At 67.3% G+C, this 25,674-nt stretch carries 28 protein-coding genes; 10 read left to right on the top strand and 18 right to left on the bottom strand.

The window, feature by feature from the left end:
- Positions 1-32: 32 nt before the first annotated feature.
- A complete protein-coding gene (locus tag ABD260_RS26170; RefSeq protein WP_344237380.1) occupies positions 33-1,322 on the top strand; it encodes an ArsB/NhaD family transporter in 1,290 nt (429 codons plus the stop codon).
- Here the strand turns inward: ABD260_RS26170 and ABD260_RS26165 are convergent.
- Positions 1,304-1,975 carry a haloacid dehalogenase type II gene (locus ABD260_RS26165; protein ID WP_344237378.1) on the bottom strand — a complete coding sequence of 224 codons (672 nt, stop codon included), beginning with the start codon at positions 1,973-1,975 and terminating at the stop codon, positions 1,304-1,306. The genes ABD260_RS26170 and ABD260_RS26165 overlap by 19 nt on opposite strands.
- A 57-nt stretch (positions 1,976-2,032) precedes the next feature.
- Here ABD260_RS26165 and ABD260_RS26160 point away from each other — a divergent pair, with 57 nt between their 5' ends.
- Positions 2,033-2,614: a TetR/AcrR family transcriptional regulator gene (locus tag ABD260_RS26160; protein ID WP_344237376.1), complete on the top strand. Its 582-nt coding sequence runs from the start codon at positions 2,033-2,035 to the stop codon at positions 2,612-2,614.
- 24 nt (positions 2,615-2,638) lie between these two features.
- On the opposite strand, the gene ABD260_RS26155 is transcribed toward ABD260_RS26160, so the two are convergent.
- Positions 2,639-3,586: a glutathione S-transferase family protein gene (locus ABD260_RS26155; protein ID WP_344237374.1), complete on the bottom strand. Its 948-nt coding sequence runs from the start codon at positions 3,584-3,586 to the stop codon at positions 2,639-2,641.
- A gap of 214 nt (positions 3,587-3,800) precedes the next feature.
- Here ABD260_RS26155 and ABD260_RS26150 point away from each other — a divergent pair, with 214 nt between their 5' ends.
- Positions 3,801-4,559, top strand: coding sequence for a GntR family transcriptional regulator (locus ABD260_RS26150; protein WP_344237372.1), 759 nt, complete (start codon positions 3,801-3,803; stop codon positions 4,557-4,559).
- Positions 4,560-5,190: 631 nt separating this feature from the next.
- Here ABD260_RS26150 and ABD260_RS26145 read toward each other — a convergent pair.
- The 3 genes from ABD260_RS26145 to ABD260_RS26135 form a co-directional block, all read right to left on the bottom strand.
- Positions 5,191-5,505: a hypothetical protein gene (locus ABD260_RS26145; protein WP_344237370.1), complete on the bottom strand. Its 315-nt coding sequence runs from the start codon at positions 5,503-5,505 to the stop codon at positions 5,191-5,193.
- A gap of 71 nt (positions 5,506-5,576) precedes the next feature.
- Positions 5,577-5,858 (bottom strand): hypothetical protein, encoded by a 282-nt coding sequence (locus tag ABD260_RS26140; protein ID WP_344237368.1) that lies wholly within the window; start codon positions 5,856-5,858, stop codon positions 5,577-5,579.
- Positions 5,859-5,948: 90 nt separating this feature from the next.
- Complete coding sequence (locus tag ABD260_RS26135; RefSeq protein ID WP_344237366.1) at positions 5,949-6,809, bottom strand: hypothetical protein; 861 nt, start codon at positions 6,807-6,809, stop codon at positions 5,949-5,951.
- Between the two features lie 453 nt (positions 6,810-7,262).
- Here ABD260_RS26135 and ABD260_RS26130 point away from each other — a divergent pair, with 453 nt between their 5' ends.
- Positions 7,263-7,454: a hypothetical protein gene (locus tag ABD260_RS26130; protein WP_344237364.1), complete on the top strand. Its 192-nt coding sequence runs from the start codon at positions 7,263-7,265 to the stop codon at positions 7,452-7,454.
- A gap of 613 nt (positions 7,455-8,067) precedes the next feature.
- Here the strand turns inward: ABD260_RS26130 and ABD260_RS26125 are convergent.
- Both ABD260_RS26125 and ABD260_RS26120 read right to left on the bottom strand, forming a co-directional pair.
- Positions 8,068-8,742 (bottom strand): sugar isomerase domain-containing protein, encoded by a 675-nt coding sequence (locus tag ABD260_RS26125; RefSeq protein ID WP_344237362.1) that lies wholly within the window; start codon positions 8,740-8,742, stop codon positions 8,068-8,070.
- A gap of 44 nt (positions 8,743-8,786) precedes the next feature.
- Entirely contained in the window at positions 8,787-9,476 is a 690-nt protein-coding gene (locus ABD260_RS26120) for an NAD(P)-dependent oxidoreductase (protein WP_344237360.1), read from the bottom strand.
- A 73-nt stretch (positions 9,477-9,549) separates the two neighbouring features.
- Between ABD260_RS26120 and ABD260_RS26115 the strand changes: the two genes are divergently transcribed.
- Together ABD260_RS26115 and ABD260_RS26110 are read left to right on the top strand one after the other, a co-directional pair.
- Positions 9,550-9,903, top strand: a complete 354-nt coding sequence (locus ABD260_RS26115) for a winged helix-turn-helix transcriptional regulator (protein ID WP_344237358.1) — start codon at positions 9,550-9,552, stop codon at positions 9,901-9,903.
- 85 nt (positions 9,904-9,988) lie between these two features.
- Entirely contained in the window at positions 9,989-10,429 is a 441-nt protein-coding gene (locus ABD260_RS26110) for a MarR family winged helix-turn-helix transcriptional regulator (protein WP_344237356.1), read from the top strand.
- Between the two features lie 123 nt (positions 10,430-10,552).
- On the opposite strand, the gene ABD260_RS26105 is transcribed toward ABD260_RS26110, so the two are convergent.
- Positions 10,553-10,705 carry a hypothetical protein gene (locus tag ABD260_RS26105; protein ID WP_344237354.1) on the bottom strand — a complete coding sequence of 51 codons (153 nt, stop codon included), beginning with the start codon at positions 10,703-10,705 and terminating at the stop codon, positions 10,553-10,555.
- A 274-nt stretch (positions 10,706-10,979) separates the two neighbouring features.
- Between ABD260_RS26105 and acs the strand changes: the two genes are divergently transcribed.
- On the top strand, positions 10,980-12,914 hold the full coding sequence (acs, locus tag ABD260_RS26100) for an acetate--CoA ligase (RefSeq protein ID WP_344237473.1): 1,935 nt from the start codon (positions 10,980-10,982) through the stop codon (positions 12,912-12,914).
- A 59-nt stretch (positions 12,915-12,973) separates the two neighbouring features.
- On the opposite strand, the gene ABD260_RS26095 is transcribed toward acs, so the two are convergent.
- Positions 12,974-13,471 (bottom strand): DUF402 domain-containing protein, encoded by a 498-nt coding sequence (locus tag ABD260_RS26095; protein WP_344237352.1) that lies wholly within the window; start codon positions 13,469-13,471, stop codon positions 12,974-12,976.
- Positions 13,472-13,598: 127 nt separating this feature from the next.
- Here ABD260_RS26095 and ABD260_RS26090 point away from each other — a divergent pair, with 127 nt between their 5' ends.
- The 3 genes from ABD260_RS26090 (at position 13,599) to ABD260_RS26080 (ending at position 16,406) form a co-directional block, all read left to right on the top strand.
- Complete coding sequence (locus ABD260_RS26090; RefSeq protein ID WP_344237350.1) at positions 13,599-13,982, top strand: hypothetical protein; 384 nt, start codon at positions 13,599-13,601, stop codon at positions 13,980-13,982.
- Positions 13,983-14,083: 101 nt separating this feature from the next.
- A complete protein-coding gene (gene asnB, locus ABD260_RS26085; protein WP_344237348.1) occupies positions 14,084-15,922 on the top strand; it encodes an asparagine synthase (glutamine-hydrolyzing) in 1,839 nt (612 codons plus the stop codon).
- A 31-nt stretch (positions 15,923-15,953) separates the two neighbouring features.
- Positions 15,954-16,406, top strand: coding sequence for a MarR family winged helix-turn-helix transcriptional regulator (locus ABD260_RS26080; RefSeq protein WP_344237346.1), 453 nt, complete (start codon positions 15,954-15,956; stop codon positions 16,404-16,406).
- A 154-nt stretch (positions 16,407-16,560) separates the two neighbouring features.
- On the opposite strand, the gene ABD260_RS26075 is transcribed toward ABD260_RS26080, so the two are convergent.
- The 9 genes from ABD260_RS26075 to pseB all read right to left on the bottom strand — a co-directional run bounded on the left by ABD260_RS26075 (position 16,561) and on the right by pseB (position 25,613).
- Positions 16,561-16,995, bottom strand: coding sequence for a hypothetical protein (locus ABD260_RS26075; protein ID WP_344237344.1), 435 nt, complete (start codon positions 16,993-16,995; stop codon positions 16,561-16,563).
- A gap of 500 nt (positions 16,996-17,495) precedes the next feature.
- Positions 17,496-19,145 (bottom strand): solute symporter family protein, encoded by a 1,650-nt coding sequence (locus tag ABD260_RS26070; RefSeq protein ID WP_344237342.1) that lies wholly within the window; start codon positions 19,143-19,145, stop codon positions 17,496-17,498.
- The gene (locus ABD260_RS26065) at positions 19,142-19,483 is read right to left on the bottom strand and encodes a DUF485 domain-containing protein (RefSeq protein WP_344237340.1); all 342 of its coding nucleotides are present in this window, start codon (positions 19,481-19,483) and stop codon (positions 19,142-19,144) included. Before ABD260_RS26065 ends, ABD260_RS26070 begins: the two co-directional genes overlap by 4 nt.
- Before the next feature lie 96 nt (positions 19,484-19,579).
- Entirely contained in the window at positions 19,580-20,440 is an 861-nt protein-coding gene (locus ABD260_RS26060) for a class I SAM-dependent methyltransferase (RefSeq protein ID WP_344237338.1), read from the bottom strand.
- Positions 20,441-20,478: 38 nt separating this feature from the next.
- Entirely contained in the window at positions 20,479-21,216 is a 738-nt protein-coding gene (locus ABD260_RS26055) for a cytidylyltransferase domain-containing protein (RefSeq protein ID WP_344237336.1), read from the bottom strand.
- A complete protein-coding gene (locus ABD260_RS26050) occupies positions 21,204-22,019 on the bottom strand; it encodes a hypothetical protein (RefSeq protein WP_344237334.1) in 816 nt (271 codons plus the stop codon). The genes ABD260_RS26055 and ABD260_RS26050 overlap by 13 nt, the downstream gene beginning before the upstream one ends.
- Positions 22,019-23,461: a class I SAM-dependent methyltransferase gene (locus ABD260_RS26045; RefSeq protein ID WP_344237332.1), complete on the bottom strand. Its 1,443-nt coding sequence runs from the start codon at positions 23,459-23,461 to the stop codon at positions 22,019-22,021. The genes ABD260_RS26050 and ABD260_RS26045 overlap by 1 nt, the downstream gene beginning before the upstream one ends.
- Positions 23,462-23,471: 10 nt before the next feature.
- On the bottom strand, positions 23,472-24,596 hold the full coding sequence (locus tag ABD260_RS26040; protein ID WP_344237330.1) for a DegT/DnrJ/EryC1/StrS family aminotransferase: 1,125 nt from the start codon (positions 24,594-24,596) through the stop codon (positions 23,472-23,474).
- A gap of 33 nt (positions 24,597-24,629) precedes the next feature.
- The gene (gene pseB / locus ABD260_RS26035; protein ID WP_344237328.1) at positions 24,630-25,613 is read right to left on the bottom strand and encodes a UDP-N-acetylglucosamine 4,6-dehydratase (inverting); all 984 of its coding nucleotides are present in this window, start codon (positions 25,611-25,613) and stop codon (positions 24,630-24,632) included.
- Positions 25,614-25,674 lie beyond the last annotated feature (61 nt).

Below are 25,674 nucleotides of genomic sequence, written 5' to 3'. Positions count from 1 at the left end.
GGAGCGGTCGCCGGCGGGGTCGGAGCGGCCGGATGACCGTCGTCGCGGTGGTGGTGTTCGTGGCCGCGTACGTGCTGATCGCGACCGAGTGGACGCACAAGCTGCTCGCCGCGCTCGGTGGCGCCGGCATCCTGCTCGCGCTGGGCGTGACCGACGCCGAGCACGCGTTCTACTCCGCCGACACCGGAATCGACTGGGACGTCGTGTTCCTGCTGTTCGGGATGATGGTGATCGTCGGAGTGCTGCGCCGCACCGGCGTCTTCGAGTACGTCGCGATCTGGGCCGCCAAACGGGCCAAGGGATCGCCGTTGCGGGTGATGATCCTGCTCACGCTGATCACCGCGATCGCCTCGGCCTTCCTCGACAACGTCACCACCGTGCTGCTGATCGCGCCGGTCACGCTGCTGGTCTGCGACCGGCTCGGCATCAACCCGGTGCCGTTCCTGATCGCCGAGGTGATGGCGTCCAACATCGGCGGCGCCGCGACCCTGATCGGTGATCCGCCGAACATCATCATCGCCAGCCGCTCCGGCCTCACCTTCAACGACTTCCTGATCCACCTGTCGCCACTGATCGCCCTCGAACTGGTCGTGTTCACGCTGGTCCTGCCCAGGGTGTTCAAGGGTTCGTTCGCGGTGGACCCGGCGCGGGTGGACGACGTACTCCGGCTGAACGAGCGAGAGGCGATCGAGGACCGCGGCCTGCTGATCAAGAGCGGCATCGTCCTGCTGCTGGTGTTCACCGGCTTCGTCGGCCACGCGTTCTTCCAGATCGCGCCGTCGGTGGTCGCCCTGCTCGGCGCCGGTGTCCTGGTACTGATCTCGAAGGTCCCGACCCGCGACTACATGGCCGGGGTGGAGTGGCAGACGTTGCTGTTCTTCGCCGGGCTGTTCGTGATGGTCGGCGCCCTGGTCAAGACCGGGGTGATCGCGGAGCTGGCCGGCTGGGTCGGATCGGTGACCGGCGGGCACACCCTGTTCGCCACGATGCTGGTGCTGACCGTGTCCGCGGTGCTGTCCGGGGTCGTCGACAACATTCCGTACGTCGCCACGATGAGCCCGGTGGTCCACGACCTGACCCAGAGCGTCGCCGATCCCGCGCAGGCACACGCGCTCTGGTGGGCGCTCGCGATCGGCGCCGACCTGGGCGGCAACGCCACCGCGGTCGGCGCGAGCGCGAACGTCGTGGTGATCGGGCTCGCCCTCCGGGCCGGGCATCCGATCAGCTTCTGGGAGTTCACCCGCAAGGGCCTCGTGATGACCGCGATCACGATCCTGGTGGCCGCGCCGTACCTGTGGCTGCGCTACTTCGCCTTCTCCTGAAGGAGTACGGCCAGCGCCTCGAAGTCCGGCGCGATCAGGTCCGGCGGAAGAAAAGCCTTCGGGTACGGGGTGTTCCGCCGGTCGACGTAGAAACCCTGCAGACCGGCCCGCCGGGCGCCGTCGATGTCCCACGGATGCACCGCGGCCAGGCCCATCCGTTCCACCGGTACTCCGCAGACCTCGGCGGCGTAGCGGTACGCGTCCGGGTGCGGTTTCCAGCGCTGCGGCACCGAGACGTCGAGACGGTGCTCGAGCAGCGGCATGATCCCGCCGGCCGTGAAGACGCCTTCGGACATCGCCGCCCGGCCGTTGGTGAGGGTGACAATGCGCACACCGGCGTCGTGGATTTTGCCCAGACCCGGTGCCACGTCGGGGTGCAGTGGCACGCGGGTGAATCCGGACAGTACGCCGGTCACTCGTTCCTCGGTCGGCTCGAGGTCCGCGGCGATCAGTTGCGCCTCCAGGAGTTCGCGGGCCAGTGCGGGGAAGTCGGCGTACGCCCCGGCCGCGGTCAGCGCCAGCCCGTCCCGGAGGGTGGCCGCGAACCAGGCGTCGAGGGTGTGCCGGGGCAGTCCGGCCGCCGCGAAGTCGTCCCGGAGCGGTTCCAGGTCGGTGAGCGTTTCGTTCACGTCGAGCAGCAGTACGTCGAGCATCGAGGCTCCTCGGATGGGCTTATCTTGGATCGACCGTTCCAAGATATGATGCTGGGTATGCCCGATGTCAAACACTTCGACCAGGATGCGGCGCTGGCCACGGTCGAGCAGCTGTTCTGGCGGCGCGGAAGCGCGGCGACCGGAATCCAGGACGTGGTCGCGGCGACCGGGCTGAGCCGGTCCAGCCTGTACAACGCATTTGGCGGCAAGGACGACCTGTACGCAGCGGCGACCCGGCGGTACCTCGAGCACCGGTCCCGGCCGATGTTCGCCCAACTCGCCGCGGACGGTCGCGGGCTGGTCGCGGTGGCGGCGTTCTTCGACCGGTTGCTGCGGCTGCGGCTGTCGGGGGAGTACGCCGGGTGGGGCTGCATGATGTCGAACGCGAACGCGGAGAACCCGCCGGACGCGGTGCGGGCGGTTCTCGCGGAGCATCACGCCGTACTGCGGGACGCGCTGATGGGGGCGTTGACAGTTGCCGAGGGCAACGGGGAGTTGCGGGACGGTACGGAGGTGGAGGGGGCTGCCGAGATGCTGACGTTGCTGGCGTACGCGATCAATCTGCGGTCGCGGTCCGGGGCGACGCGGGCGCAGCTGCGGTCCGCGGTGAACGCTGCCTTGGCCGCTCTTGCGGCTTGATCGGTGCGCTTAGCTGAGTTTCTTTCAGCTGAGCCAGACTCGGGGGTCGGGGCCTTTGGGGACGATGCCGGTCGGGTTGATGTTGTCGTGGGTGACGTAGTAGTGCCGCTTGATCTGATCGAAGTCGACCGTGTCACCGAAGCCGGGCAGTTGATACAGGCGGCGCGCGTACGCCCAGAGGTTCGGGTACTCGGTCAGCTTCTGGCGATTGCATTTGAAGTGGCCGTGGTACACCGCGTCGAAGCGGACCAGCGTGGTGAACAATCGCACATCCACCTCGCGGAGCGTGTCGCCGAGCAGGTACTCGCGGTGGGCCAGCCGGTTCTCGAGTACGTCGAGTCGCGCGAACAGGGCGTCGTACGCGGCCTCGTACGCCTCTTGGCTGGTCGCGAAACCACAGCGGTACACGCCGTTGTTCACGTCTTGGTAGATGTCGTCGATCAGCGCATCCATCTCCGCGCGCTCCGCCGGGATCAGCCGCGGCGCGTCCTTGCGGTGGAAGTCGACCCACTCGGTGGACAGGTCGAGCGTGATCTGCGGGTAGTCGTTGGTGACCACCTCGCCCGAACGGGTGTCGACGATCGCGGGCACCGTCACCCGGCCGTCGTACGCCGGGTCGGTGCGCAGGTACGCCTCGGAGAGGTACTCGATGCCGAGCACCGGGTCACGGCCGTCGAGGTCGAGCGTGAACCGCCAGCCGCGCTCGTCGCGGATCGGGTCGACCACGGCCAGGCTGATCGCGTCCTCGAGGCCGAGCAGCCGGCGCACGATCACCGACCGGTGCGCCCACGGGCAAGCCAGGCTCACCACCAACCGGTACCGTCCCGCTTCGACCGGCCAGCGCCCCTCGCCGTCCGGCCCGTCGCCCGGCGCCGACGCCGAGTCCCTGCTGATCCGGCCGGTGAACCTGTTGCCCTGCCGCTTCCACTCGCCGGCCGACGACGTCTCCTGCGCGAACTGTGCCCGGGTCATATAGTCAAAGTTACCTCTGGTCGAGCGTTGTCGTGGGTGCCGTTCGGGGGCCTGTGGATGGTCACTGGCCGTGAGGTGGCACTGGACGTTACAGTCGGGCTGACAAGGTGGTTCGGGACGACGTGGTCACGGACAGCCTGCGCGGTACGACTTGCCGCGGCCCGCGTCCCCCGGCAACCGGTTTGCCGGGCAGATTCCCAGGGATACTGACCTCATGGCCCGCCCAAGGAACAACCCAGGCGACCTCGCCGAGCTCCCCACCGAGCTGCGGACCGATCGTCCGAAGGGTGACCAGATTCGCGAGATTCTGGAAAACCTCACCCGCTCGCTGGCCGTCGGCACCGTGCTACCGTCCGAACGCGTCCTGGCCGAACGCTTCGGCGTCGCCCGGATGACCGTCCGCCAGGAAGTCGATCGCGTAGTCGCCGAAGGCCTGGCCGCCCGCCGCCCCGGCGGCGGCACCTTCGTCGCCGAACCGCGCCCGTCCCGGATGCTCGCCTCCTCCTTCACCCAGGACATGATCAACCGCGGCATCACCCCCGGCGCCAAAGTCCTGGAACACCGGGTCGGCGCCGCCGACGAAGACCTCGCCCGCGAACTCGAGGAACCGATCGGCACCCCCGTCCTGCACCTGAACCGCCTCCGCACCGCCAACGGCAGCCCGATGGCGATCGAACGCACCGCCCTCTCCCTGCACCGCTACCCCGGCCTCGACGACATCGACTTCACCGAGAAGTCGCTGTACACCGAACTCTCCACCCGCTACGGCGTCCAGCTCGGCATGGTCTCCGCCTCCATCGTCGCCGCCCCACCGTCACCCGGCGACGCCGAACTGCTGGAGATCGACAGCACGACCCCGTGCTTGATCATCACCTCGGCACCACGCACGGCAACCGACCAGGTCATCGAGTTCGGCCGCTCGATCTACCGGTCGGACAGGTACGACATCACTGTCGCGTACCGCGCTACCTGAGGGTCTGTTTTAGGGCTGATTGTTCGAGGGGTGAGTGGTGATCCCTCGCGTGCTCCGCGGGCGCTTTCTTCGTCGCTCCGCTCCTCAGCGCACCCACTCCGCGCGCTACCCACCCACCCCCGGCTCAGCGCCGTACTTTCCTTTCCGGGCTGTCGCCTGAAGCTTCCGGCTGTCGCCGGTTGGTCGGCTGCCGCCGGCGGTTTACGAGCTGCCGCTTCACGAGTGACTGCTGAGCTGGGCGTTCGTTTGTGAGCTGATTGTTCGAGGGGTGCATGTGGTGATCCCTCGCATGCTCCGCCGGCGCTTCCTTCGTCGCTCCGCTCCTCAGCGCACCCACTCCGCGCGCTACCCTCCCACCCCTGGCTCAGCGCCGTACTTTTCTCTCCGGGCTGTCGCCGGACTCCTTCAGCTATCGCCTGACCCTGGGGCTATCGCCGAACCCTTCGGGCTGTCGCCCGGACTTCGTCAGCTGTTGCCGGAGGGTCGGCTGCCATCGACGGTTTGCGAGCTGCCGGTCGCAGGTGACCGGTGAATTAGGTGCTTGCTTGTGAGCTGATTGTCGTGAAGGCATTGGAGGTCATCGCGCGTGTGCTTTGGAACCGACCGCTGTCGTCGCCGAAGCACCAAACACTCACTCCGACGATTGCTGTCCCGGCACCGCCTCATCCGGATAAAGCTCATGCCACAGCCAGGCGAGAAACTCATCGTCGCTGTCCCAGTCGTCGTACGCAGTGGCTACGTCGATCGCATCGTCGGGCAAGCCTTCCCGATGACCCTGCAGTACTTGGGTCAACTCGGCCTTGAAGGTCGCCATCTTGGTGTCGTCCGGCCGATCGCGCTGGGAACGTCGAACCAACGCATCGTAGTTGTCGTTCCGGATTTCAGGATGATAGTAGGCATCCAGCATGTTGAGCAGCGTTGCGAACGGTGCGGTCTTATCCGTCAACCTATCTCTCCCGGTGCCAGACATTCTTTCCAGCCGCTCAAGGCGTCCGGTCTCCCCTTCCCGCCGGCGAGCTACTCGGAACTGCTCGTTTCCGGCACAGGCACCGCCTCATCTGGATAGAGCTCATGCCACAGCCAGGCGAGAAACTCTTCGTCGGTGTCCCAGTCGTCGTACGCGGTGGCGAGGTCGATCGCGTCGTCGGGCAAGCCTTCCCGATGACCCTGCAGTACTTGGGTCAACTCGGCCTTGAACGTGGCTATCTTGGCGTCGTCGGGGCGGTTCTCGCGCGCTCGCTCGATCAGTACTTCGTAGTTGTCGTTCCGGATTTCAGGATGATAGTAGGTGTTTAGCACGCTCAACAATGTTGCAAATGGTGCTGACTTGTCTTTCAGCCAATATTTACCACTACCGGACATTTCGCACCCTTCGGATGGCGATTCTGATCATTTCGAGACGGGTGGTGCAGGGTACATGGTGACGATCTCGTAGCGCTCCGCTGCGGCGTTGCCGGCGAAGTGGAACACAATCGTGCCACCCTCGAATGTTGGTATTCGCTCCACCTTCGGCTGCGGGATGTCGGTCAGGTCCTGCCCTTCGACGCGGGCGCGGGTCCAGGCTTTCCTGGCTCGCTTCGCCTGGGTCCAGTCTCCGGCCAAACGAAACCCGGAGCAGTCTTCATGGCCCCGCGGTCCCAGAAGTTCCGCGATCGGGATGGCGACTTCCTCCGGCCGGTCCGTGCGTGACCACTGCGCATCCAGGGCCCGGCGGACGTCTGGGTGTTTGACGGCGGCGGCGAAGGCGGCGACGAACGCTTCTGGGTTGTGGATTCTGGTTGCTTCCTTCGCGCAGTAGTGCTGTTTGGAGTCGTCGAGGCCGTCGATGCTGGTGGTTCGTTTGTGGGGGTCGGTTTGGGCGGGGTCTTCGAGGCGGGCGACTCGGTCGGCGTACAGCTGGTCCGTACCCATCGGGCCATGGCGGATGTGGGCGTGGCCGTTGCCCCGGTCGATGGCCGTGTAGATGCGCTGTACGGCTGGTGAGGCGTCGACGACGGGTTCGAGCCAAGGGCGGGCGTTGACTTCGGCGGCGATGTACTCGGCGGCGCCCTGGTACTCGAGCACCCGTCGTACATCAGGGTGCAAGGTCTCGATGACGTCCGGCCCGAGCAGGTCGGCGGAGGCGGGCAAACGGCCGGGCGGGACGGCGGCCGCGGTGGCGTCCCATTCCTTGTCGTGCCGGGCGACCAGTTCGGTGTAGCGAGATGTTGCTGATGCTTGGTCCGCCGGGGCATCGGTGGACGGTTCCACCTGCTCAGGTGGTGGGTCCGGGGAGTCGTCCCATTCCGTAGGTGCGACCGGATCGGTGGTCAGGGTGTGGTCTCGCGCACGAGCCCCTGTGGCGACGGGCGGAGTGCCGGGGTCGATTTCGTCGGCGGTGCTCGTCGTGTCGGCCGATGCGGAGACGGTGGTTGGCCGGAGCTCGGCGGCTGATTCGGGGGTAGCGGCCGAATGGGGTGGAGCAGGTGGCTCGGGTCTGGCGTCGGGCCTGGACGCGGAGGTTGTGTCGAGCGCTACAAATGACTCAGGCCTGCGGGTGGGTGTGAGCGTGCCGGCTGGTTCAGGTACGGCAGAGGGTTTGACTTCGGCGATCGGGCCGGGGGTGCGGACTGGCTCGGATTCGTCTGGCACCGCAACGTCATGCTCGCTCGGAGCGTTGTCCAGTCGGTTCGACGCAGGGGCTGATGCGGCGGGCCGAGCCGGGTGATCCGTTGGGCGATCGTCGTCGAGTTGCTCGGCAGAACTGTCGGCAACAGTTGGCGTGTCGAGGGGTTTGTCCGGGAGATCGCGGTCCTCCGGCAGATCGTCGGCACGCTCGTCGGTGCGGTCGGTGCGGTCGGTGCGGTCGGTGGGTACGGAGGCAGGGTCTTTGGGATGCTGGGCCGGGTGAAGTGACGAATCACCGATTGACGGTGATGCGGAGTCTCGCTTGGCCAGCTGGGCTGTGTAGCCGGGCCAGTAGAGACGGTCGAGGTACTGAGTCATCCGTTCGCGAGGATCGGGGTCCGGTGGCTTCGGATGGTCAGACCGCGCAGCCCGATCGGGCCCATCGTTCTGCTCCGGCCGCTCTCGATGAGGCGGCCGGTCCGGGCTGGCTGGGTCGGCCGTGTGGTCCGCGTTGGCAGGTGGGCTTGGCGGGCGGTCGACGGCGTCATTGCGGCCTCGGAGTTCGGACACCTGTACCCCCAGCACGGTGCGGCTCAACCTGCGCTACGAACAGTAGCAAGTCAGGTACGTGGAGGCAGATCGTTCTATACCCGCCGCCTACTAGGCACGGCCGCTGACCGCCCATCAGCAGACAGGTGGATATCCGCTCGTGTTGAGGGTTCTCTACCGGTGTGCCAGTGGAGAACCCTCAACAACGGTGGAGAACCTCGACAGGAGGTGCCCCGGGAGGACGGTTCGAGGTCATGCCGGCTGCTCTGGGGAGGGCACGCGGTTGATGGTCGGGCGCGGGCGGCAGCTCGCAGTTCGCAGCGCGCGTGGGCTGACGTACGCGTGGGGTGGGCTATACGTTCAGGCTGCGGAGGATTTTGGGTGGTTTGCCGCGGGTGGAGAGGAGGGTGACGATCTCCACTGTCAGGGCCTGGAGGAGTAGGGCGCCGATGGCTGTGGAGGTGGGTCCGGTGGGTTCGGTGGTGTTGGGGATCTGGATTAGGGCGTCGCCGGGGACGCCGCAGTTGTCTATTGCTACGTCGGCGGCTTCGAAGAGGCGTTGGCCGCCGGGGGCTCGGGACGTTACTGCTTTGGAGTGGGCCAAGGAGGTGAGGGCGATGACCTTTACGCCGCGTTCGCGGGCGCCGAGGGCGAATTCGACGGGGACGGCGTTGCGGCCGGAGTTGGATGCGATCAGTACGACGTCGCCGGCGGCCAAGGGGTTGATTTCGAGGAGGACCTCGGCCAGACCAGGGAGGCGTTCCAGCAAGGAGCTTTTCTGGAGCCCTTCGTGGAGCATCAGGCCCGGTTCGAGGATCGCGCGTACGTCGGCCAGGCCGCCGGCGCGGCCGTACAGTTCTTCGGCGAGGGCGTGGCTGTGGCCCGTACCGAAGACCCAGAACTGGTGTCCGGCGGACAACGCGTCGGCGATCAGGCCGGCCGCGGTGCGGATTGGTTCCAGTTGGGTTTCGGCGGCCTGGTGTGCGACCGCCAGCGCCTTGTTCAGGTATTCCTCGGCCCCGGCCATGCGTCGAACCTATCGTTCCGCGGCGGCCGGGGCGAGGAGGTTGGCTAGACCACTACGCCGATCGCGGTGCGATGGTGGGTGGGGTGGTCCACTTCGTCGATCAGGGCAACGGCCAGGTCGGCGTACGAGATGAGGTCCTTGGCGTTGCCGGGAGCAACTCGGTAGCTGCCCTTCCGGGTCGGGTCGGTGTGGTCGAAGTCGCCGGCCGGGGCGATCGACACCCAGTCGAGGTCCGAGGCCGCGAAGATGTCGAGTGCGCTCTGGTGGGCGAGGAAGAATTGGCGGTACTCGCGTGGGTACCCGTCGGTGTCCATCAGCAACGTACCGTCGGCGGTCGGCAGGATCGAGGCCAGCCCGACCCAGATCAGGCGGTTCACGTCGGCCTTCGTCAATCCGTCGACCAGCGCCCGCGCCGCGGCCGGGAAGAACGCGGACGGGTCGCTGCCGCCGTCGTACACCGCCGCGACGACCGCGTCCCGCCCGCGCGCCAGTTCGGCGACCCGCGCCGCATCGGTCACATCCCCCACAACCACCCCGCCACCATCCGGCCTCGCCGCGCCCGATCTGCCAACGCCCGATCTGCCAACGCCCGATCCGCCGGCGCCCGCACCGCCGGCGCCTGATCCGCCGGCCGTACGCGCGACCCCGAGTACCTCATGACCGCGTTCCGTCGCCTCGGTGATTGCCGCGCGGGCGGCGCGTCCGCGGGCTCCGATCACCAGAATCTTGCTCACCGCAACCTCCTCCGAAAATGGGTACGGCGACCGTAGAAGGCGACCTGGTTACCGATTGGATACCTTGGTGAGCGTGGAGGCGCTCCGACCGGACATGTTCGAGGAGATCTGCCCGTCGTCGCTGCTGCCGTTCCGGGTCGGCGGGGACAAATGGGCGGGGCTGGTGCTGCGCTGCCTGGCGGACGGACCCCGGCGGTACTCGGAGCTGCGGATTCCGCTGGCCCGGATCAGCCCGAAGGTACTGATCCAGTCGCTGCGCACCTTGGAGCGCGACGGATTCGTCCGCCGGACCGCGGACCCGAAACCCAGCCGCCGGGTCACGTACGAGCTGACCGACCTCGGCCGCGCCCTGCTCGAACCGCTCGACCACCTCTGCGCCTGGGCCGAGCAGCACTGGGACGAACTGCTCGACGCTCGCGAATCGTAGGTACGCCCAACGCTACGGCCCAATCAACGCGAGGGTCGGCCCAACGGTCGCGGCGAGCGGACCTGTCAGCACGTAGACTGCGCGGGTGGACGAGCAGACCCCGACAGCCCTGACCCAGTTGCCGAGCTGGTTGCTGACCCAGAACGCTGCGCATGCGCACCGGATCGTCACCGAGACGTTCGCCACCGGAGGTGCGCGGGCGTACCACTTCCGGTTGCTCGCGACGCTGGTGGAGTTCGGCCCGGCGAGTCAGGCGACGCTCGGCCGCCGGAGTTCGATCGACCGGAGCGATGTTGTTGCCGCTCTCAACGAACTGGAAGCCGACGGGTACGTCGAGCGCAGCGCCGATCCGGCGGACGGGCGGCGGAACGTCATCACGATCACCACGGCCGGCAAACGGCAGTACAAGAAGCTGGCGACGCAGATCGGGAAGGCGCAGGATGAGATCTTCGCGCCGCTGTCGGCTACCGACCGTACCCGGCTGACCACGATCCTCGGCAAACTGCTCGCCTACCACCAGCAGTAGCAGCCGACCGCCCCAAACCGGTTCGGGGCGGCGTGCACGCCCAAATCGGGCAGCGATCCACCCCGGTTCCGGTTGGCGGACGCCCCAAACCGGTTTGGGGAGCCGGCGGGACACGGTGCGAGCTCACCACAGCGGGAGCTGGGCGCGGGCATCCTTCTGCGTCCGGCGGATCCGTAGTTCGCGCGCGTGCACCCGGCGGCGGGCGGCGCGGGAGATCTTGCGCCGTTCCCCGGTCACGGGCGGCTGCGGCGGCGAAGTCGGCTGCGTCGGGTTCACATCAACTCCGATGCACGGGCGGTCCGCTTGGTTCCGTCGGACCCGAATTCTCAGCCAGCTGAGCGGCCGGGCGCCCGAACTACTCCGTCCGGCCCGGAATCAGACCTTTTCGGCGCAAAAACGAACCGCCCCGGCGATACGGCAGTTCCGCGCACGGGGTCGGCGTTGATACAACTGTAACTAGGCGCTGCCGCCGCGCCAGTAGTCAAGCGATGAGGGAGTCGTCGACGTGACGAATGCAGAGTCACCCCAAACCGAGGCATTGTCGAACCTGATGCACGAAGAGCGCCGGTTCGATCCGCCCGCCGACCTGGCCGCGCAAGCGAACCTGAAGGCCGACGCGTACGATCGGGCCGCCGCGGACTTCGAGGGGTTCTGGGCGGAGCAGGCCAAACGGCTCACCTGGGCCACCGAACCGACCGAGACGCTCGACTGGAGCAACCCGCCGTTCGCGAAGTGGTACGCCGACGGCAAGCTAAACGCCGCGTACAACTGTGTCGACCGGCACGTCGAGAACGGTCTCGGCGACAAGGTCGCGTACTACTTCGAGGGTGAGCCCGGTGACACCCGCGAAATCACCTACGCGCAGCTCAAGGACGAGGTCAGCAAGGCCGCGAACGCGCTGCTCGAGCTGAACGTCAAGGCCGGTGACATCGTCGCCATCTACATGCCGATGATTCCCGAGACCGTGGTCGCGATGCTCGCCTGCGCCCGGATCGGCGCGCCGCACACGGTGATCTTCGGCGGCTTCTCGTCGGAGGCGCTGAAGGACCGGATCCTGGACTGCGACGCCCGCGTCGTGATCACCTCCGACGGCGGGTACCGCCGCGGTGCGCCGGCCGCGCTGAAGCCGGCCGTGGACGCCGCGCTGGTGGACTGCCCGGACGTACGCAACGTGCTCGTCGTGAAGCGCACCGGCCAGGACACCGCGATGACCGACGGCCGCGACCTGTGGTGGGAGGACTTCGTCGGCAAGCAGTCGACGGACCACAAGCCGGAGGCCTTCGACGCCGAGCACCCGCTGTACGTGATGTACACGTCGGGCAGCACGGGCAAGCCGAAGGGCATCCTGCACACCACGGGTGGGTACCTGGTCGGCACCTCGTACACGCAGTGGGGTGTGTTCGACCTCAAGCCGGACACCGACGTGTACTGGACCGCGGCCGACATCGGCTGGGTGACCGGGCACAGCTACATCGTGTACGGCGCGCTCGCCAATGCGACCACCTCGGTGCTGTACGAAGGTACGCCGGACACGCCGCACCAAGGGCGCTGGTGGGAGATCGTCGCCAAGTACAAGGTGTCGATCCTGTACTGCGCGCCGACCGCGATCCGTACTTTCATGAAGTGGGGCGCGGACATCCCGGCGAAGTTCGACCTGTCCTCGCTGCGGGTGATCGGGTCGGTCGGTGAGCCGATCAACCCGGAGGCGTACGTCTGGTACCGCGAGCACATCGGCGGGAACAAGGCGCCGGTCGTCGACACCTGGTGGCAGACCGAGACCGGGATGCACATGATCTCGCCGCTGCCCGGTGTCACCGCGGGCAAGCCCGGTGCCGCGATGAAGGCGATCCCGGGCGTGAACGTCGACGTCGTGGATGACGCCGGCAAGCCGGTACCGAACGGGTCCGGCGGTTATCTGGTGATCACGAAGCCGTGGCCGGCGATGCTGCGTACGCTGTGGGGTGACGACCAGCGGTTCATCGACACGTACTGGTCGCGCTGGCCGGGCGTGTACTTCGCCGGTGACGGCGCGAAGAAGGACGAGGACGGCGACCTCTGGCTGCTCGGCCGGGTCGACGACGTGATGAACGTGTCCGGGCACCGGCTGTCCACCACCGAGATCGAATCCGCGCTCGTCTCGCACCCGAAGGTTGCCGAGGCTGCCGTGGTCGGGGCGACCGACCCGACCACCGGCCAGGCGATCGCCGCGTTCGTCATCCTCCGCTCCGAAGCCGGTGACGGCGGCCCGGACGTGGTCCAGGAACTCCGCAACCACGTCGCCAAGGAAATCGGCCCGATCGCGAAGCCGCGGCAAATCATGGTCGTCTCGGAACTCCCGAAGACCCGCTCCGGCAAAATCATGCGCCGCCTGCTCCGCGACGTCGCCGAAAACCGCGAGGTCGGCGACGTGACCACGCTCGCCGATTCGACCGTGATGGACCTGATCAAAACCAACCTCGAGGCCGGAAAGTCCGACGAAGACTAATCATCCATTGCGGTTCCTTCAGGCCCCGGGAGTCTTTCTCCTGGGGCCTGTTTTTTGGTTCAGAAGGGCGGAAGCTCAGCCAGGTACTCAACCGTCGCCGGTGGGAACGCACTGGCCGGCCCAACCGGACCTTCCTCCGCGCCCCGCAAATACCGATGCACAAACCGCTGCGTCGCGGCCAGCACTTCAGCACATTGCCCCGGCGTGACCTTCCCGTCGGCCATCGACTCCCCGAGCTCTTCCAGATCGAGAATCTGATACCGATCCACCGCCGGCGGAATCAGAAAATCGACGTACATATCGTGAACCACCAATCCACGATCAACTTCTTCGATCTCGATCAGATCCACGTACCACCACCCCTTCAACGCCCCGTCAAAGGTGACCGTCTTGATCAGCTGCACATTCTCGTCCAGCAGCAGATAACACCGATCAACCGTGGGATGCCCTGGCACCTGGTACTTCGGCAGGATCGGCAGGTCGTACGCGACCACGTTCCCGACTTGCCGCCCCGCACACCACTGCCCACTCCGATGAAAAACCTCAACCCCATCCACCGCGCGACTCTCTCACGGTTCAACGGATTCGGCCTCCTGGGCGCCTACTGTGCGAGGGGTGAGCGGAGTGATGGTGGCGGGTTTGGCAGTGGTGCATGTGGGGTTGGCTGCGGCTTGGGTGGGTGGGATGGCCTACTCGTTGTTCGTGGTGCAGCCGAAGGTGAAGAAGTTCTTCGGGGCGGATGAGGGTGGGCGGGAGGCGCTGGTTGCGGTTATTGCTTCGGGGAATCGGTGGAAGGTGATCGGGCTGATCGGGGCGATCGCGGTCACCGGGGTGGGGATGGTGCTGATCGATCATCGGGGGTGGTGGATTCATGCGGTCAAGGGATTGCTGCTGATCGCCGCCAGCGGGATCTTCTGGTACGTGTCGTGGCGGCACTGGCCGCAGCGGGTGTTCGCGACGGCGGCTGAGCTTCCGGTGCTGCAGCGCTGGCTGGTGGTACTGGCGTCCGTGATGCTCGGCCTGGCCGGACTCGCCTTCGCCCTCGGAGTGATCTCCGAACACCTCTGAGGCGACCAGTTTGAGAGATTGGTCACGGAGACGAGTGGTTGTGTCACTCACCGCGAGAAATACATTGGAATCGAATGTATCTCGGGAGAGGAGCAACCCTGATGTGTGGCATCACCGGGTGGGTGGCGTACCGGCAGGACCTCGGCGCGGAGCAGGACACCGTCGACGCGATGACCGAGACGATGTCGTGTCGCGGGCCGGACGCGCGCGGCACCTGGTACGCGCCGTACGCGGCCCTCGGTCATCGCCGGCTCGCGGTGATCGACTTGCCCGGCGGCGAGCAGCCGATGACGACCGAGGTCGGGTACGACGGGCGCACGGTCACCCTCGGGATGGTCTACAGCGGTGAGGTCTACAACTTCACCGAGTTGCGCGACGAGCTGCGCCGTCGCGGGCATCCGTTCCGGACCGATTCCGACACCGAGGTCGTGCTCCGTGCGTACGTCGAGTGGGGCACGTCCTTCACCGAACGGCTGAACGGTATGTACGCACTCGCCATCTGGGACCCGCGGATCGAGACCCTGGTGATGGTCCGCGACCGGATGGGCATCAAACCGTTCTTCTACTACCCGACCGCCGACGGCGTCCTCTTCGGCTCCGAACCGAAGGCGATCCTCGCGAACCCATCCGTACGACCCGTTGTCGAAGCCAACGGTCTCCAAGAGTTGCTAACAGCAACAAAAACTCCCCGAAAGTCCTTGTGGGCAGGGATTTCCGAAGTCGAGCCCGGTACGGTCGTCACCGTCGATCGCGCCGGCCTGCACCACCGTACGTACTGGCGACTCGAAACCCGGCAGCACACCGACGACCAGGAAACCTCGGTCGCGTACGTGCGGGAGCTCCTCGACGACATCTCCCGCCGCCAGCTCATCGCCGACGTACCACGGTGCGTACTGCTGTCCGGTGGCCTCGACTCGAGCGCGATCACCGCACTCGCAGCCGGCCAGCTCGCGGACGCCGGCCGCAAGGTACGCAGTTTCGCGGTCGATTTCGTCGGGCAGGAGGAGAACTTCCAGGCGGACGAGCTCCGCGGTACGCCGGACACGCCGTATGTGCACGATGTCGCCGACCTGGTGAAGTCGCAGCACTCCGACATCGTGCTGGAGAACGCGGTCCTCACCGATCCGGACGTCCGGCGCAAGGTGATTCGCGCCAACGACGCACCGCTGGGCGGCGACATCTTCTGCTCGCTGTACCTGCTGTTCGCGGCGATCCGCGAGCAATCGACGGTCGCGCTCTCGGGCGAATCCGCGGACGAGGTGTTCGGCGGGTACCTGTGGTTCCACGACCCCGAGGTCCGCAAGCGCCCGATGTTCCCGTGGGTCGCGTACGCGGTGTCCCGGCGGGGGAGCGGGCCGTTCAGCGTACTGCGCCCGGAGGTACTGCAGCAGCTCGATCTTCGCGGGCATCTGCACGACCGGTACACCGAAGCGATCGGCGAGGTGCAGCGGCTGGACGGCGAATCCGACGACGAGTGGACGATGCGAAAGATCTGCTACCTGCACCTGACCCGGATGGTGCGGATCCTGCTCGACCGGAAAGACCGGATGAGCATGGCGGTCGGGCTGGAGGTCCGCGTCCCGTTCTGCGATCACCGGCTGGTCGAGTACGTCTACAACACGCCGTGGTCGTTGAAGACGTTCGACGGGCACGAGAAGAGCCTGCTGCGGGCGGCGACCCAGGACGTGCTGCCGGAGTCGGTGGTGCAGCGGCGCAAGTCCCCGTACCCGCAGACACAGGACCCGGCGTACGTGGCCGCGCTGGCGGAGCAGACGCGTGGTCTAGTCGCGGATCGGCATCCGGTGTTCGAGCTGGTCGACCGGAAAATGGTGCAAGAGCAGGTGCGGCAGGCGGATGGTACGGCCCGCCGGCACCTGGAGCAGACGCTGTCGCTGGCGACCTGGATCGACCTCTATCACCCTGAGATCAGACTCGGCTGAAGCTTCCGCGATAGGTAAAATTTGGAGGCCTGTGCCACTATGGCGGCTCCCGACGGAGGTGATCGCCTTGGCGCAGGAGGCCCTGCAACTACTGGTCAGCATGCACCGCATCGTCAGGCACCTGCGCCGGAGCCGGACCACCACGGTCCTGCACCCGACGCAGTTCCTGGCCCTGATGCTGATCGCCGACGAGCAACCGATCCGGATCGGCGAAATCGCCCTCCGGGTACCGTGCTCCCAACCCACCGCCACCACCACGGTCGCGGCCCTCGAACAAGCCGGCCTGGTTCGCCGCGAACCAGACCCGGTGGACGGCCGCGCCACCGCCGTCGTCCTCACCGACACCGGCGCCGAAACCGTAGCCGCCTCCGGCCGCCAGGCCGCCGACGAACTGGCCAAACTCCTCAGCCGCCTACCCGAAGAAGACCAAACCCTGGTCCTCAAAGCCGGCGCCGCCCTCGCCCGCATCACCGACGACCTATAACCCAGGGGCAACCCGGGGCATCCAGGGGCAGATCCCAAAACCCCCTCCCCAGACGCCGAAAACTCGCTACAGTTGATCTTGCTCGTGGACAGAAGAGTCCCTTGAAGTGGGCCCGGCAGCCTACCGGACGGTGGGTGAGCCGGGTCGGCGCTTTTCACAGGTCTTTCGGCTGGCTGTACGCCTGGACCAGCCGCCGCCAGTGACCGCCGCGAGTCCACGCCGCGGCGACCGCGTCTGGTACCCATAGCAGCGGGTCCAGCTTCGGTGCCAGCAGGTCCCAGTGCAGATCGAAGCACCCAAAACGCTGACAGGCGGAGTGCAGGGTTCCCCGCTCCCTGTCGTACGTCGAGTCGTCACGCTCGATGACGAGCCGCTCAGCATCACCAGCAGTGTCGCGGACGATGGCTTCAAGGCAGCGCTTACGGCTGGTGAATGTCTCGCGCGGTGCGTGGTAGATATCGACCAAGAGGTGGAAGTCGCTGATCGTCCGCAGGATCTTCTTCCGTCGAGCATCCGTCTCGTTGTTGAAGTGAAGGCGCTCTTGACCTGGTAGCAGCAGAGCTCGCAGAGCCTTGCGATTGACTGTCACATCACCTCTTGGGCAGCGCGCAGCCGCCATCAGCAGACCTCGAGACCTTGCTCTCGTCGACAAACACGTGAATTGGCATTTCCCCGCCCTTCGGAGTGGCAAGGCTTGACACTCACATGTGGGGTGGAGGGGCGGGGTGCGTGACACCGGGGCAGGTGCGGGCAGGTTGGGGCAGATTGGTGAAAGGGCTAAAAGGCCAGGAAATAAGGGGTTATGGTTGTTTTACCTTGAGTCAGAATAGGCTCTTGGTAGTTGGCCCGGCAGTTCACCGGACGGTGGGTGAGCCGGGTCCGCGACTGGCCGTTGGGCAGGAGTCTGGCGGTAGTTGGCTGGGTAGCCCTCCGGACGGTGGACGAGCCTGGTCTGCGGGTTGGAGCCGCCGGGGCGGTGAGGTCTCCGGCGGCTTTTGCCTTGCGCACTTCCAGGTCTTATGCACCCTTCGTTGGCTCGGGGCAGGTAAGAGGGCCGGCTCGCACACTGCGAGCCGGCCCCGGTGGGCGTCAGTGTTTGGCTGCGCCTTCGGCGCCGGCGCCGGTGAGGGCGCGGACGGAGAGTTCCTTGTAGCGCTCCTCGCTGGAGCGGTCCTTGCCGAGGTACGTGCCGAGGACGCCGAACAGGAAGCCCAGCGGGATCGACACGATGCCCGGGTTCGACAGCGGGAACCAGGCGAAGTCGGCGCCGGTGATCATCGAGGTCGGCTTGCCGGAGACCACCGGCGAGAACACCACCAGGACGACGGCGGAGATCAGGCCGCCGTAGATGCTCCAGACCGCGCCGGAGGTGTTGAACCGCCGCCAGAACAGGTTGAACAGCAGCGCCGGCAGGTTCGCCGAGGCAGCGACCGCGAACGCGAGCGCGACCAGGAACGCGATGTTCAGCTTCTGCGCCGGGATCGCCAGCGCGATCGCGACCGCGCCGATCCCGATCGCCGCGAACCGGGCCACCCGCAGCTCCTGCTTCTCGGACGGCTTCTTCTTGGCGATCACATTCGCGTACAGGTCATGCGCGAACGAGGAGGCCGAGGTCAGCGTCAGCCCGGCCACCACCGCGAGGATGGTCGCGAACGCGACTGCCGCGATCAGCGCCAGCAGGATCGACCCACCGAGCGAACCGGCGCCACCACCGACGGACTCGGCCAGCAGCGGCGACGCTACGTTGCCCTTGGACTCCGCGACCGCGGACCCCTTGGCGGTGTTCAGCAGCGCCGCGGCGCCGAACCCGAGGGCCAGCGTCATCAGGTAGAACACGCCGATCAGGCCGATCGCCCACTGCACCGAGCGCCGCGCCGAGCGGGAGTCGGGCACGGTGTAGAAGCGGATCAGGATATGGGGCAGTCCGGCCGTACCCAGCACCAGCGCGAGGCCCAAGGACAGGAAGTCGATCTGGCCGGTCAGGTCCTTGCCGTACAGCAGACCGGGCTGCAGGAACGACTCGCCCTTGCCGGATTTCGCTGCCGCCGACCCGAGCAGCTCGGAGATGTTGAAGTGGAACTTCACCAGGACGAGGAAGGTGATCACGACCGTACCGGCCATCAGCAGGATCGCCTTCACGATCTGCACCCAGGTGGTGCCCTTCATGCCGCCGATGGTCACGTAGATGATCATCAGCGCGCCGACCAGGATGATCACGGCCGCCTTCAGGCCCTCGCTCTTGACGCCGAGCAGCAGCCCGACGAGCGAGCCCGCGCCGACCATCTGGGCCAGCAAGTAGAAGATCGAGACGACGATCGTCGACGTCGCGGCCGCGGTCCGTACCGGCTTCTGCTTCATCCGGAAGGCGAGCTGGTCGGCCATCGTGAAGCGGCCCGAGTTCCGCAGCAGCTCCGCGACCAGGAGCAGGGCGACGAGCCAGGCGACCAGGAAACCGATCGAGTACAGGAAGCCGTCATATCCGTACAGGGCGATCTGGCCGGAGATGCCGAGGAACGACGCCGCGGACATGTAGTCACCGGCGACTGCCAGCCCGTTCTGCGCGCCGCTGAACGAGCGGCCGCCGGCGTAGTAGTCGGCCGCGGTCTTGTTCTGCCGGGACGCCCACCAGGTGATGTACAGCGTCACGGCGACGACCGCGGTGAACAGGGAGATGGTCAGCGTACGGTTGCCGGGCTCGGCCGCCAACGGAAGCGCCAGCGGAAGGAGATGTGCGTTCACCGGCGGCGCTCCCTCTTGTACTTGGCGTTCAGCCCGTGGGCCAGCGGATCGAGCTTCCGGTTCGCGAACCGGCCGTACAGGGCAGCGATCACGAACGTGGACACGAACTGCAGCAGGCCGAAGATCAGCGCCACGTTCACATGCCCGGCCACCTTGTGGCTCATGAAGCCGCGGGCCCAGTTGTTGCAGGCGACATAGGCCAGGTACCAGGTCATGAAGGCGATCGTCCACGGCACCACGAAGTTCTTGTAGCGCCGTTTCAGCTCGGTGAAGTCGGCCGCGTCGTGCACCGCCTCGTACGCGCGGGCGTCCCGCTCGCGCACCATCTGGTCGTCCATACCAATCCCCTCGTCCGGACTCGAACCAGGTGCACGTTAGCCGCGATTCGCCCGTTTGTGACCTACCGCAACCAAAACGTTTCTAGCGGTGCGGTTCTAGAGGTGTGGTGCGACCGGTGCGTCGAGGGTGCGGCGGTAGTTCGCGAATTCGCTCGGACGGGCGCGGAAGCAGTCGGTCAGGTACGGCATCCGCAGCGGCTCCGGCGGGCGGGCGGTGTGTTCGTACAGGAGGTCGATCTGCTCGAGGACCTGGTCGCGCCGGGTCTCCTTGAGGACGGCGACCCGCGAATGTGACTGGGCGAGCTGCCGCAGGCCGTTGCGGTCCAGGTCGTGCCAGTGCCGGAACCGGGCCGTTTCGATCAGCGCGAAAAGGTTGGACTGCTCCAGGACCGGCAGCGGCTCGAAGCGGTCACTGCCTCCCCTGTGCTCGCCCAGATGGGCATCTCCTTGCATCACCTGCCAGATCCGGCGGACCCACGGAACCACGGTGTCGGCGTTGTTCCAGAGCAGGCCGAGGACGCCGTTCGGGCGCAGCACCCGGGCGATCTCCGGCAGCGCGCGGGCGTGGTCGAACCAATGAAAGGCCTGGCCGACGATCACCGCGTCCACCGAGCCGTGCGCGAGCGGGATCGACTCGGCGGTGCCGACCATGGTGTCGACGCCCGGCCGCCGGCGGCAGACGTCGAGCATCTCCGGCGACGGGTCGACCGCGATCACGTGGTGGCCGAGCCCGGCCGCGACCGCGGCCAGCTTCCCGGTGCCGGCGCCCAGGTCGAGCACCTGCAGGCCGCGGCCCGGTCCCAGGATCCAGGTCAGCGCCTCGATCGGGAAGGTCGGCCGGCCCAGCTCGTACGCCGCCGCGACCGCGCCGAACGACGTTGCCCGGGCGCCGAACGACGCGGTCCGCGCGGCGGAGGCGTTGTTGGCCGGGCCATCGGCTGGGTCATCGGTGGTCATCGGTGTAAATCATGCCGTAGCCGAAGGCTCCCGCGCCGTCACTCGCCGAGTTTCTTCTGCTCGATGTGTGCGTTCAGCGCCGCCAGCTCCGGATGCGCGTCCAGGATCGCGACCAGTTCGGCGCAACCGAGCCGCGGCGCGTCGAAGTCCTCGATCAGCACGTCCAGCAGTTTCCAGTCGTCCGCGGTGTCCAGCGTCAGCCGGTACTGGGCGCCGCCGCCGCTCCACGGCAGGTTCAGCAGGTGCATCTCACCGGAGCGGTTCTGGTGCAGGTACGAGGTGACGTGCTCGCGATCCGCCTTCAGCGTGGCGCGGGCCTCGGCGTCGTACAACCGGGCCGCGGAGAAGATCTCGAAGTCCATTCCGCGTGGATACGTACGCTCCAGGCAGTTCGAGATGTACAGGTCCGGGTCGTTCTCGGCGCGCCACCGATCGACGCCCGCGGCAACGATCTCCGGGTCGATCAGCGGGCAGTCCGAGGTGACCCGGACCAGCGCGTCCAGGTCGTGCTCGCGGGCCGCACCCGCGAACCGGCTGAGCACGTCGTCCTCGCTGCCGCGGAACACCGGGATGCCACGGTCCGCGCACATCTGCACGACCGGATCGTCCTGGTGGTTGGTGGTGGTCGCGACGATCACCGGCAGGTCGGTGCGAGCCAGCCGGGCCAGGTGGTGTTCCAGGTACGTGCGGCCCGCGACGGTCAGCAGCACCTTGGCCGGCAGCCGCGTACTGGTCACGCGGACCTGGGTGACGATGCCGATCTTCAGTTGTTCCATCGGAACATCTCCCGGATCTCGGCCGGGCCGGCGACATGGTCGACGCCCAGCTCGGTGTCGGTGAAAGCACGTGCGGCGGCGGCCGGTACGAACGGCTGGTCCAGCTCCGGCCAGAGCCGTTTGATCCGCGCCTGGCCCCCGAACGACGGGTGCTCGTTCTCCAGCACCATCGGATCACCGTACACACCGGGCTGCAGGCCGAGCGAGGCGCCGTACAGAACGGCGGAGCTGAGCCGGTTCGAGGCGACCCGTTCGTGCTTGCGCAGCTCGCGGAGCTGGTTGAGCAGGAAGTTCGCGTTCGTCCGCCGCCAGTGCAGGCCGCGGTAGCCGTGCGTGATGACCCGGAACCCGGCGTCCTTGTAGACGTTGCGGATCGCGGGCTTGTCGTACTCGTTCCAGTACAGGCAGACCGTCACCGGGCCGGTCTCGTGCTCGTTGATGGAGGCAACGATCCGGCCGTGATCGCCGAGTACGTGCTGGCCTTCCCAGCCGTGGAACGGGTAGAAAATGGTGCCCTTGGCCCGTTTCGCCGGGTTGGCCAGCTCGGGGTGCACCTTGAGCAGGTACAGCCAGACCGAGCCGATCACCGAGTAGTTGCGCAGCCCGAGCGCGTGACCGCGGCGGCGGACGCTGTCCGACCAGACGAACTTGGGCATCCCGGGCGCGAAGTTCGTGCCGTGCGCGAAACCGTCGAGGATGTTCCAGCCGTGCTGCAGGTAGCCCCAGATCCGCGGCGGTTTCGGGAGCCCGGCGTACGTGGCCATGATGTTGGCGTGGCCGTAGAAGTGGTTGGCGTGGTGCATCAGCGGCGTACTTTCCGCAGCACGCGCTTGAGCCGGCGCCGGATCACCCGGGCCGGGTTCATCACGGCGTGCCCGATGCGGTACGGCCGGGACCGGCGGATGCCGCTGACCGTACCCTCGAAGAGGATCGCGCGGGCGCTCGCGTGCGCCAGCTCGTCGGCGAGCCGCGCGACCGTGGCCAGCTGCTCGGCGCTGCCGCGCGGCCGGACCACCTCGTCCGGCGTGAAGTCCGGCTCGGGCACGGTGAGGCCGGCCATCGCGGCCAGGCGCGCGGTCAGCGCGTGCGGGTCGGCGGCGGCGGGCCATGGTTGCCGGGCGCCACTTTCCAGTGCACGCTGCGCGAAGCGGGCGAGGTGCTCGACGACGTCCAGGTTCTGCGGTTCGCCGAAGAGCCGGTACGAGGTGCCGTCGGCGATCACGTTGTCGGGGGAACCCGCACCGCCGCCGGCCAGCCACGCTACGTACGCCGGGATCGCCCGCCGTAGTGCTGCTTGATCATCTACTCGCAGCGCTGCCAGCAACTGCTCTTCCAGCAGGACACCTTCGCCGCTGGGGATGACGCCTTCGGGCAGCGCGGCGGGTGCTTCAGTGCCCAGGACGAAGTACCAGGCCGGCGCCAGCTCGATTCCCAGGCCCGCCGCGGTTGCGTCCAGCACCAGCCGGTACGGGTCCATCAACACCGGACCTTGGTTGCACGAAGCAACAGCCCGCGCGGCCACCACGCCCGCGAACCCATCCACAGCCGCCACCGCAAGGTCAGCCTGAACAAGCGAGGGGAAGACCCCGAACACCTGAACGCTGCCTGCACCGCCGCGAGTGCCGCTGGAGTCCTCCGTGCTGCCTGTGGTGTTGGTGCTTCCTGCGATTGCTTCGAGGAGTGGCTTCAAGCCTGCTGGCGGCTGGTCGCCGACGTCCCGGCCCCAGTCTTCGTCCCGAGGAAGTGCGGCGGTGATGTTCGGCTGGATCAGCCGCTGGAAGCCGAACGCGTTCTCGGCCCCCAGCAACAACCGCCCACCCGGCCGCAACCGCGCAGTCAGCCGCCGAAGCGCCTCGCTCCACGGCAACGTCGCAGTATCCGGCCCAACCAGCCGCCCAAGCCCGTCCAACGCCACAACCACGTCGTAGCCGTCGTGCGCCGACCCCTCAGGGAAGCGGTCGAGCGAGCCGCAGAAGACCTCACCCTTGGTCTCCTGAAGCTGTTCGGCCAGCTCCTCGGCGTCGGGAGCTGAGCGCACCAGAAGATCGGTGGAGGTGACCTGGGCCGCGGTCGCCAGGATGAGGTCGGCGGCGTGCGGGCCTGCGATCAGGACGGAGTCGGTGGGCTGGAGGACGGCGGCCAGCAATGCGGCGGCCGCGGCGCCGGCGGCTGCTGGGCGGGCGTCGGCCGGGTGCAGGTCCGACCAGTTCAGCATCTCTCCGCCGATCAGATTCGATCGGGTCACATCCATCAAGTTATCCAACCAGAGTCACGAGGGTGTCGATCACCCGGTCGACGTCACTGTCGGTGAGGTCCGGGTACAGCGGAAGAGACAGCTCCTCCGCATAGAACTGCTCGGCATTCGGGCACAACCCCCGCCGGTACCCCTGCCGCGCGAACACCGGATGCCAGTACACCGGAATGTAGTTCACCTGCACCCCGATCCCGGCCGCGCGCATCCGCTCGAACACCTCACGCCGGCGCCCGCCAAGTACGCGAACGGGGTAGAGATGCCACATCGGGTCGACCCCGGGCCGCTGCACCGGCGTCCGCAGCCCGTCCACCCCGGCGAACGCCGCGTTGTAACGCGCGGTGATCTCGGTCCGCCGCTGCTTGAACTCCGCCAGCCGCCGCAGCTGCGACAGCCCGAGCGCGGCACCAAGATCGGTCAGCCGGTAGTTCACCCCGTACTCGTGAACTTCCTGATGCCACGGTCCTTCGTCGGCGAGCTCGAACCGGTCCGGATCGCGGACCAGCCCGATGAAGTGGAACTCGTGCGCCCGCTGCCCGATCGCCGGGTCCTTGCAGACGACCGCGCCGCCCTCGCCGGTGGTCAGGTTCTTGGTCGGGAAGAAGGACAGTGTGGTGACATCGGCGAGGTCGCCGACCGGGCGCCCGTCCGCCGTACCGCCGACCGAATGCGCCGCGTCGGCGAGCGTCTTCGCGCCGACCCGGTCCGCGATCGGCTGCAGCGCCGCGTACTCGGCCGCCTGGCCCGCGTAGTCGACTGCTGCGATCACCTTGGTCCGCTCGGTCACCAGCGCGTCGACCGCGGCCGGGTCGAGCAGCGCGGTGTCCGCGTCGACATCCGCGAACACGACCTTCGCGCCGAGAATCGCGGCCGACGAAGCGGTCGCCACAAACGTCATCGGAGTGGTGACCACCTCGTCACCAGGGCCGACCCCAAGAGCGGCGTACGCCATGTGCAGCGCGGCGGTGCCCGACGTACAGCTGACGGCCCGGTGCCCGCCGGCCAGCTTCGAGATCGCGTCCTCGAACGCCGTGACCGCCGGCCCGGTGGTCAGCCAGTCGCCGCGCAGTACCGCGGTGACGGCCTCGATGTCCGCCTCGGAAACAGACTGACGCCCGTACGGCAGCATCAGCGCCTCGTCACGGAGTACTGATCCGGCATGTCAGGCATCGACCTCGAGGATCTTGCGGATCTCCTCGATCGAGTACCACTGGTCGTTGGTGTCGGAGGCGTAGTGGAAGCCGTCCGTCACCGGCACGCCGGCGGCCGGCGGCTGGTAGCCCCAGCTGGCAAGGTCGGGCTGCAGGACGTACCGGTTGCCGAGGGAGACCGCGCGGCGGCCTTCCTCCGGGCTGATCATCTCCTCGTGCAGCTTCTCGCCCGGGCGCAGGCCGACGTCGTGCATCGCCGCGCCGGGCGCGATCGCCTCGGCCAGATCGGTCACCTTCATCGACGGGATCCGCGGTACGTACAGCTCGCCGCCCGTCATCAGGTCGAACGAATCGACCACGAACTCGACCGCCTCCGGCAGCGTGATCAGGAACCGGGTGCAGCGCAGATCGGTGATCGGCAGCGACTGCCCGGCCGCGTGCAGCGCGCGGAACTTCGGGATGATCGAACCGCGGCTGCCCATCACGTTCCCGTACCGCACCACGCTGAAGCGGGTGTCGTACGCGGCCGCGTAGTGGTTGCCGTTGATGAACAGCTTGTCGGCGGTCAGCTTGGTCGCGCCGTACAGGTTGATCGGGCTGGACGCCTTGTCGGTGGACAGCGCGACGACGCGCTTCACCCCGCTGTCGATCGCCGCCTCGATCACGTTCTGTGAACCGACCACGTTGGTCTGGACGAACTCCCACGGGTTGTACTCGCCGCTGTCGACCTGCTTCAGCGCGGCCGCGTGGACGACGTAGTCGACCCGGTGCATCGCCCGCAGCAACCGGGACCGGTCGCGGACGTCGCCGAGGAAGAACCGCAGCCGCGGATCGTCGCCGAACGACTGGCGGACCTCCCACTGCTTCAGCTCGTCGCGGCTGAAGACGATGATGCGGCGCGGGTCCAGGGTGTTCAGCACATGCCGGACGAAGGTTCGCCCGAAGGACCCGGTGCCGCCGGTGACCAGAATGTCGGAGCCGGTGAGGATAGACACGCGAGCAGAACCCCTTCTGACGGACTGTTTCGGACCGCGCACCAGGGGTGCGGACCTCGAA

Origin of the sequence: Kribbella hippodromi (assembly GCF_039531045.1) — a bacterium.
Lineage (GTDB): Bacteria > Actinomycetota > Actinomycetes > Propionibacteriales > Kribbellaceae > Kribbella > Kribbella hippodromi.
The sequence above is the reverse complement of the archived record's forward strand: the minus strand, read 5'-3'. Positions and strand labels throughout refer to the sequence as shown.

Bases quoted from the DNA above. Each gene is read 5' to 3' on its own strand.
- ABD260_RS26170 (WP_344237380.1), top strand. From the start codon at position 33: ATGACCGTCGTCGCGGTGGTGGTGTTCGTGGCCGCGTACGTGCTGATC.
- ABD260_RS26165 (WP_344237378.1), bottom strand. From the start codon at position 1,975: ATGCTCGACGTACTGCTGCTCGACGTGAACGAAACGCTCACCGACCTG.
- ABD260_RS26160 (WP_344237376.1), top strand. From the start codon at position 2,033: ATGCCCGATGTCAAACACTTCGACCAGGATGCGGCGCTGGCCACGGTC.
- ABD260_RS26155 (WP_344237374.1), bottom strand. From the start codon at position 3,586: ATGACCCGGGCACAGTTCGCGCAGGAGACGTCGTCGGCCGGCGAGTGG.
- ABD260_RS26150 (WP_344237372.1), top strand. From the start codon at position 3,801: ATGGCCCGCCCAAGGAACAACCCAGGCGACCTCGCCGAGCTCCCCACC.
- ABD260_RS26125 (WP_344237362.1), bottom strand. From the start codon at position 8,742: ATGGCCGGGGCCGAGGAATACCTGAACAAGGCGCTGGCGGTCGCACAC.
- acs (WP_344237473.1), top strand. From the start codon at position 10,980: ATGCACGAAGAGCGCCGGTTCGATCCGCCCGCCGACCTGGCCGCGCAA.
- ABD260_RS26090 (WP_344237350.1), top strand. From the start codon at position 13,599: ATGGCCTACTCGTTGTTCGTGGTGCAGCCGAAGGTGAAGAAGTTCTTC.
- asnB (WP_344237348.1), top strand. From the start codon at position 14,084: ATGTGTGGCATCACCGGGTGGGTGGCGTACCGGCAGGACCTCGGCGCG.
- ABD260_RS26065 (WP_344237340.1), bottom strand. From the start codon at position 19,483: ATGGACGACCAGATGGTGCGCGAGCGGGACGCCCGCGCGTACGAGGCG.
- ABD260_RS26060 (WP_344237338.1), bottom strand. From the start codon at position 20,440: ATGACCACCGATGACCCAGCCGATGGCCCGGCCAACAACGCCTCCGCC.
- ABD260_RS26055 (WP_344237336.1), bottom strand. From the start codon at position 21,216: ATGGAACAACTGAAGATCGGCATCGTCACCCAGGTCCGCGTGACCAGT.
- ABD260_RS26050 (WP_344237334.1), bottom strand. From the start codon at position 22,019: ATGCACCACGCCAACCACTTCTACGGCCACGCCAACATCATGGCCACG.
- ABD260_RS26040 (WP_344237330.1), bottom strand. From the start codon at position 24,596: ATGCTGCCGTACGGGCGTCAGTCTGTTTCCGAGGCGGACATCGAGGCC.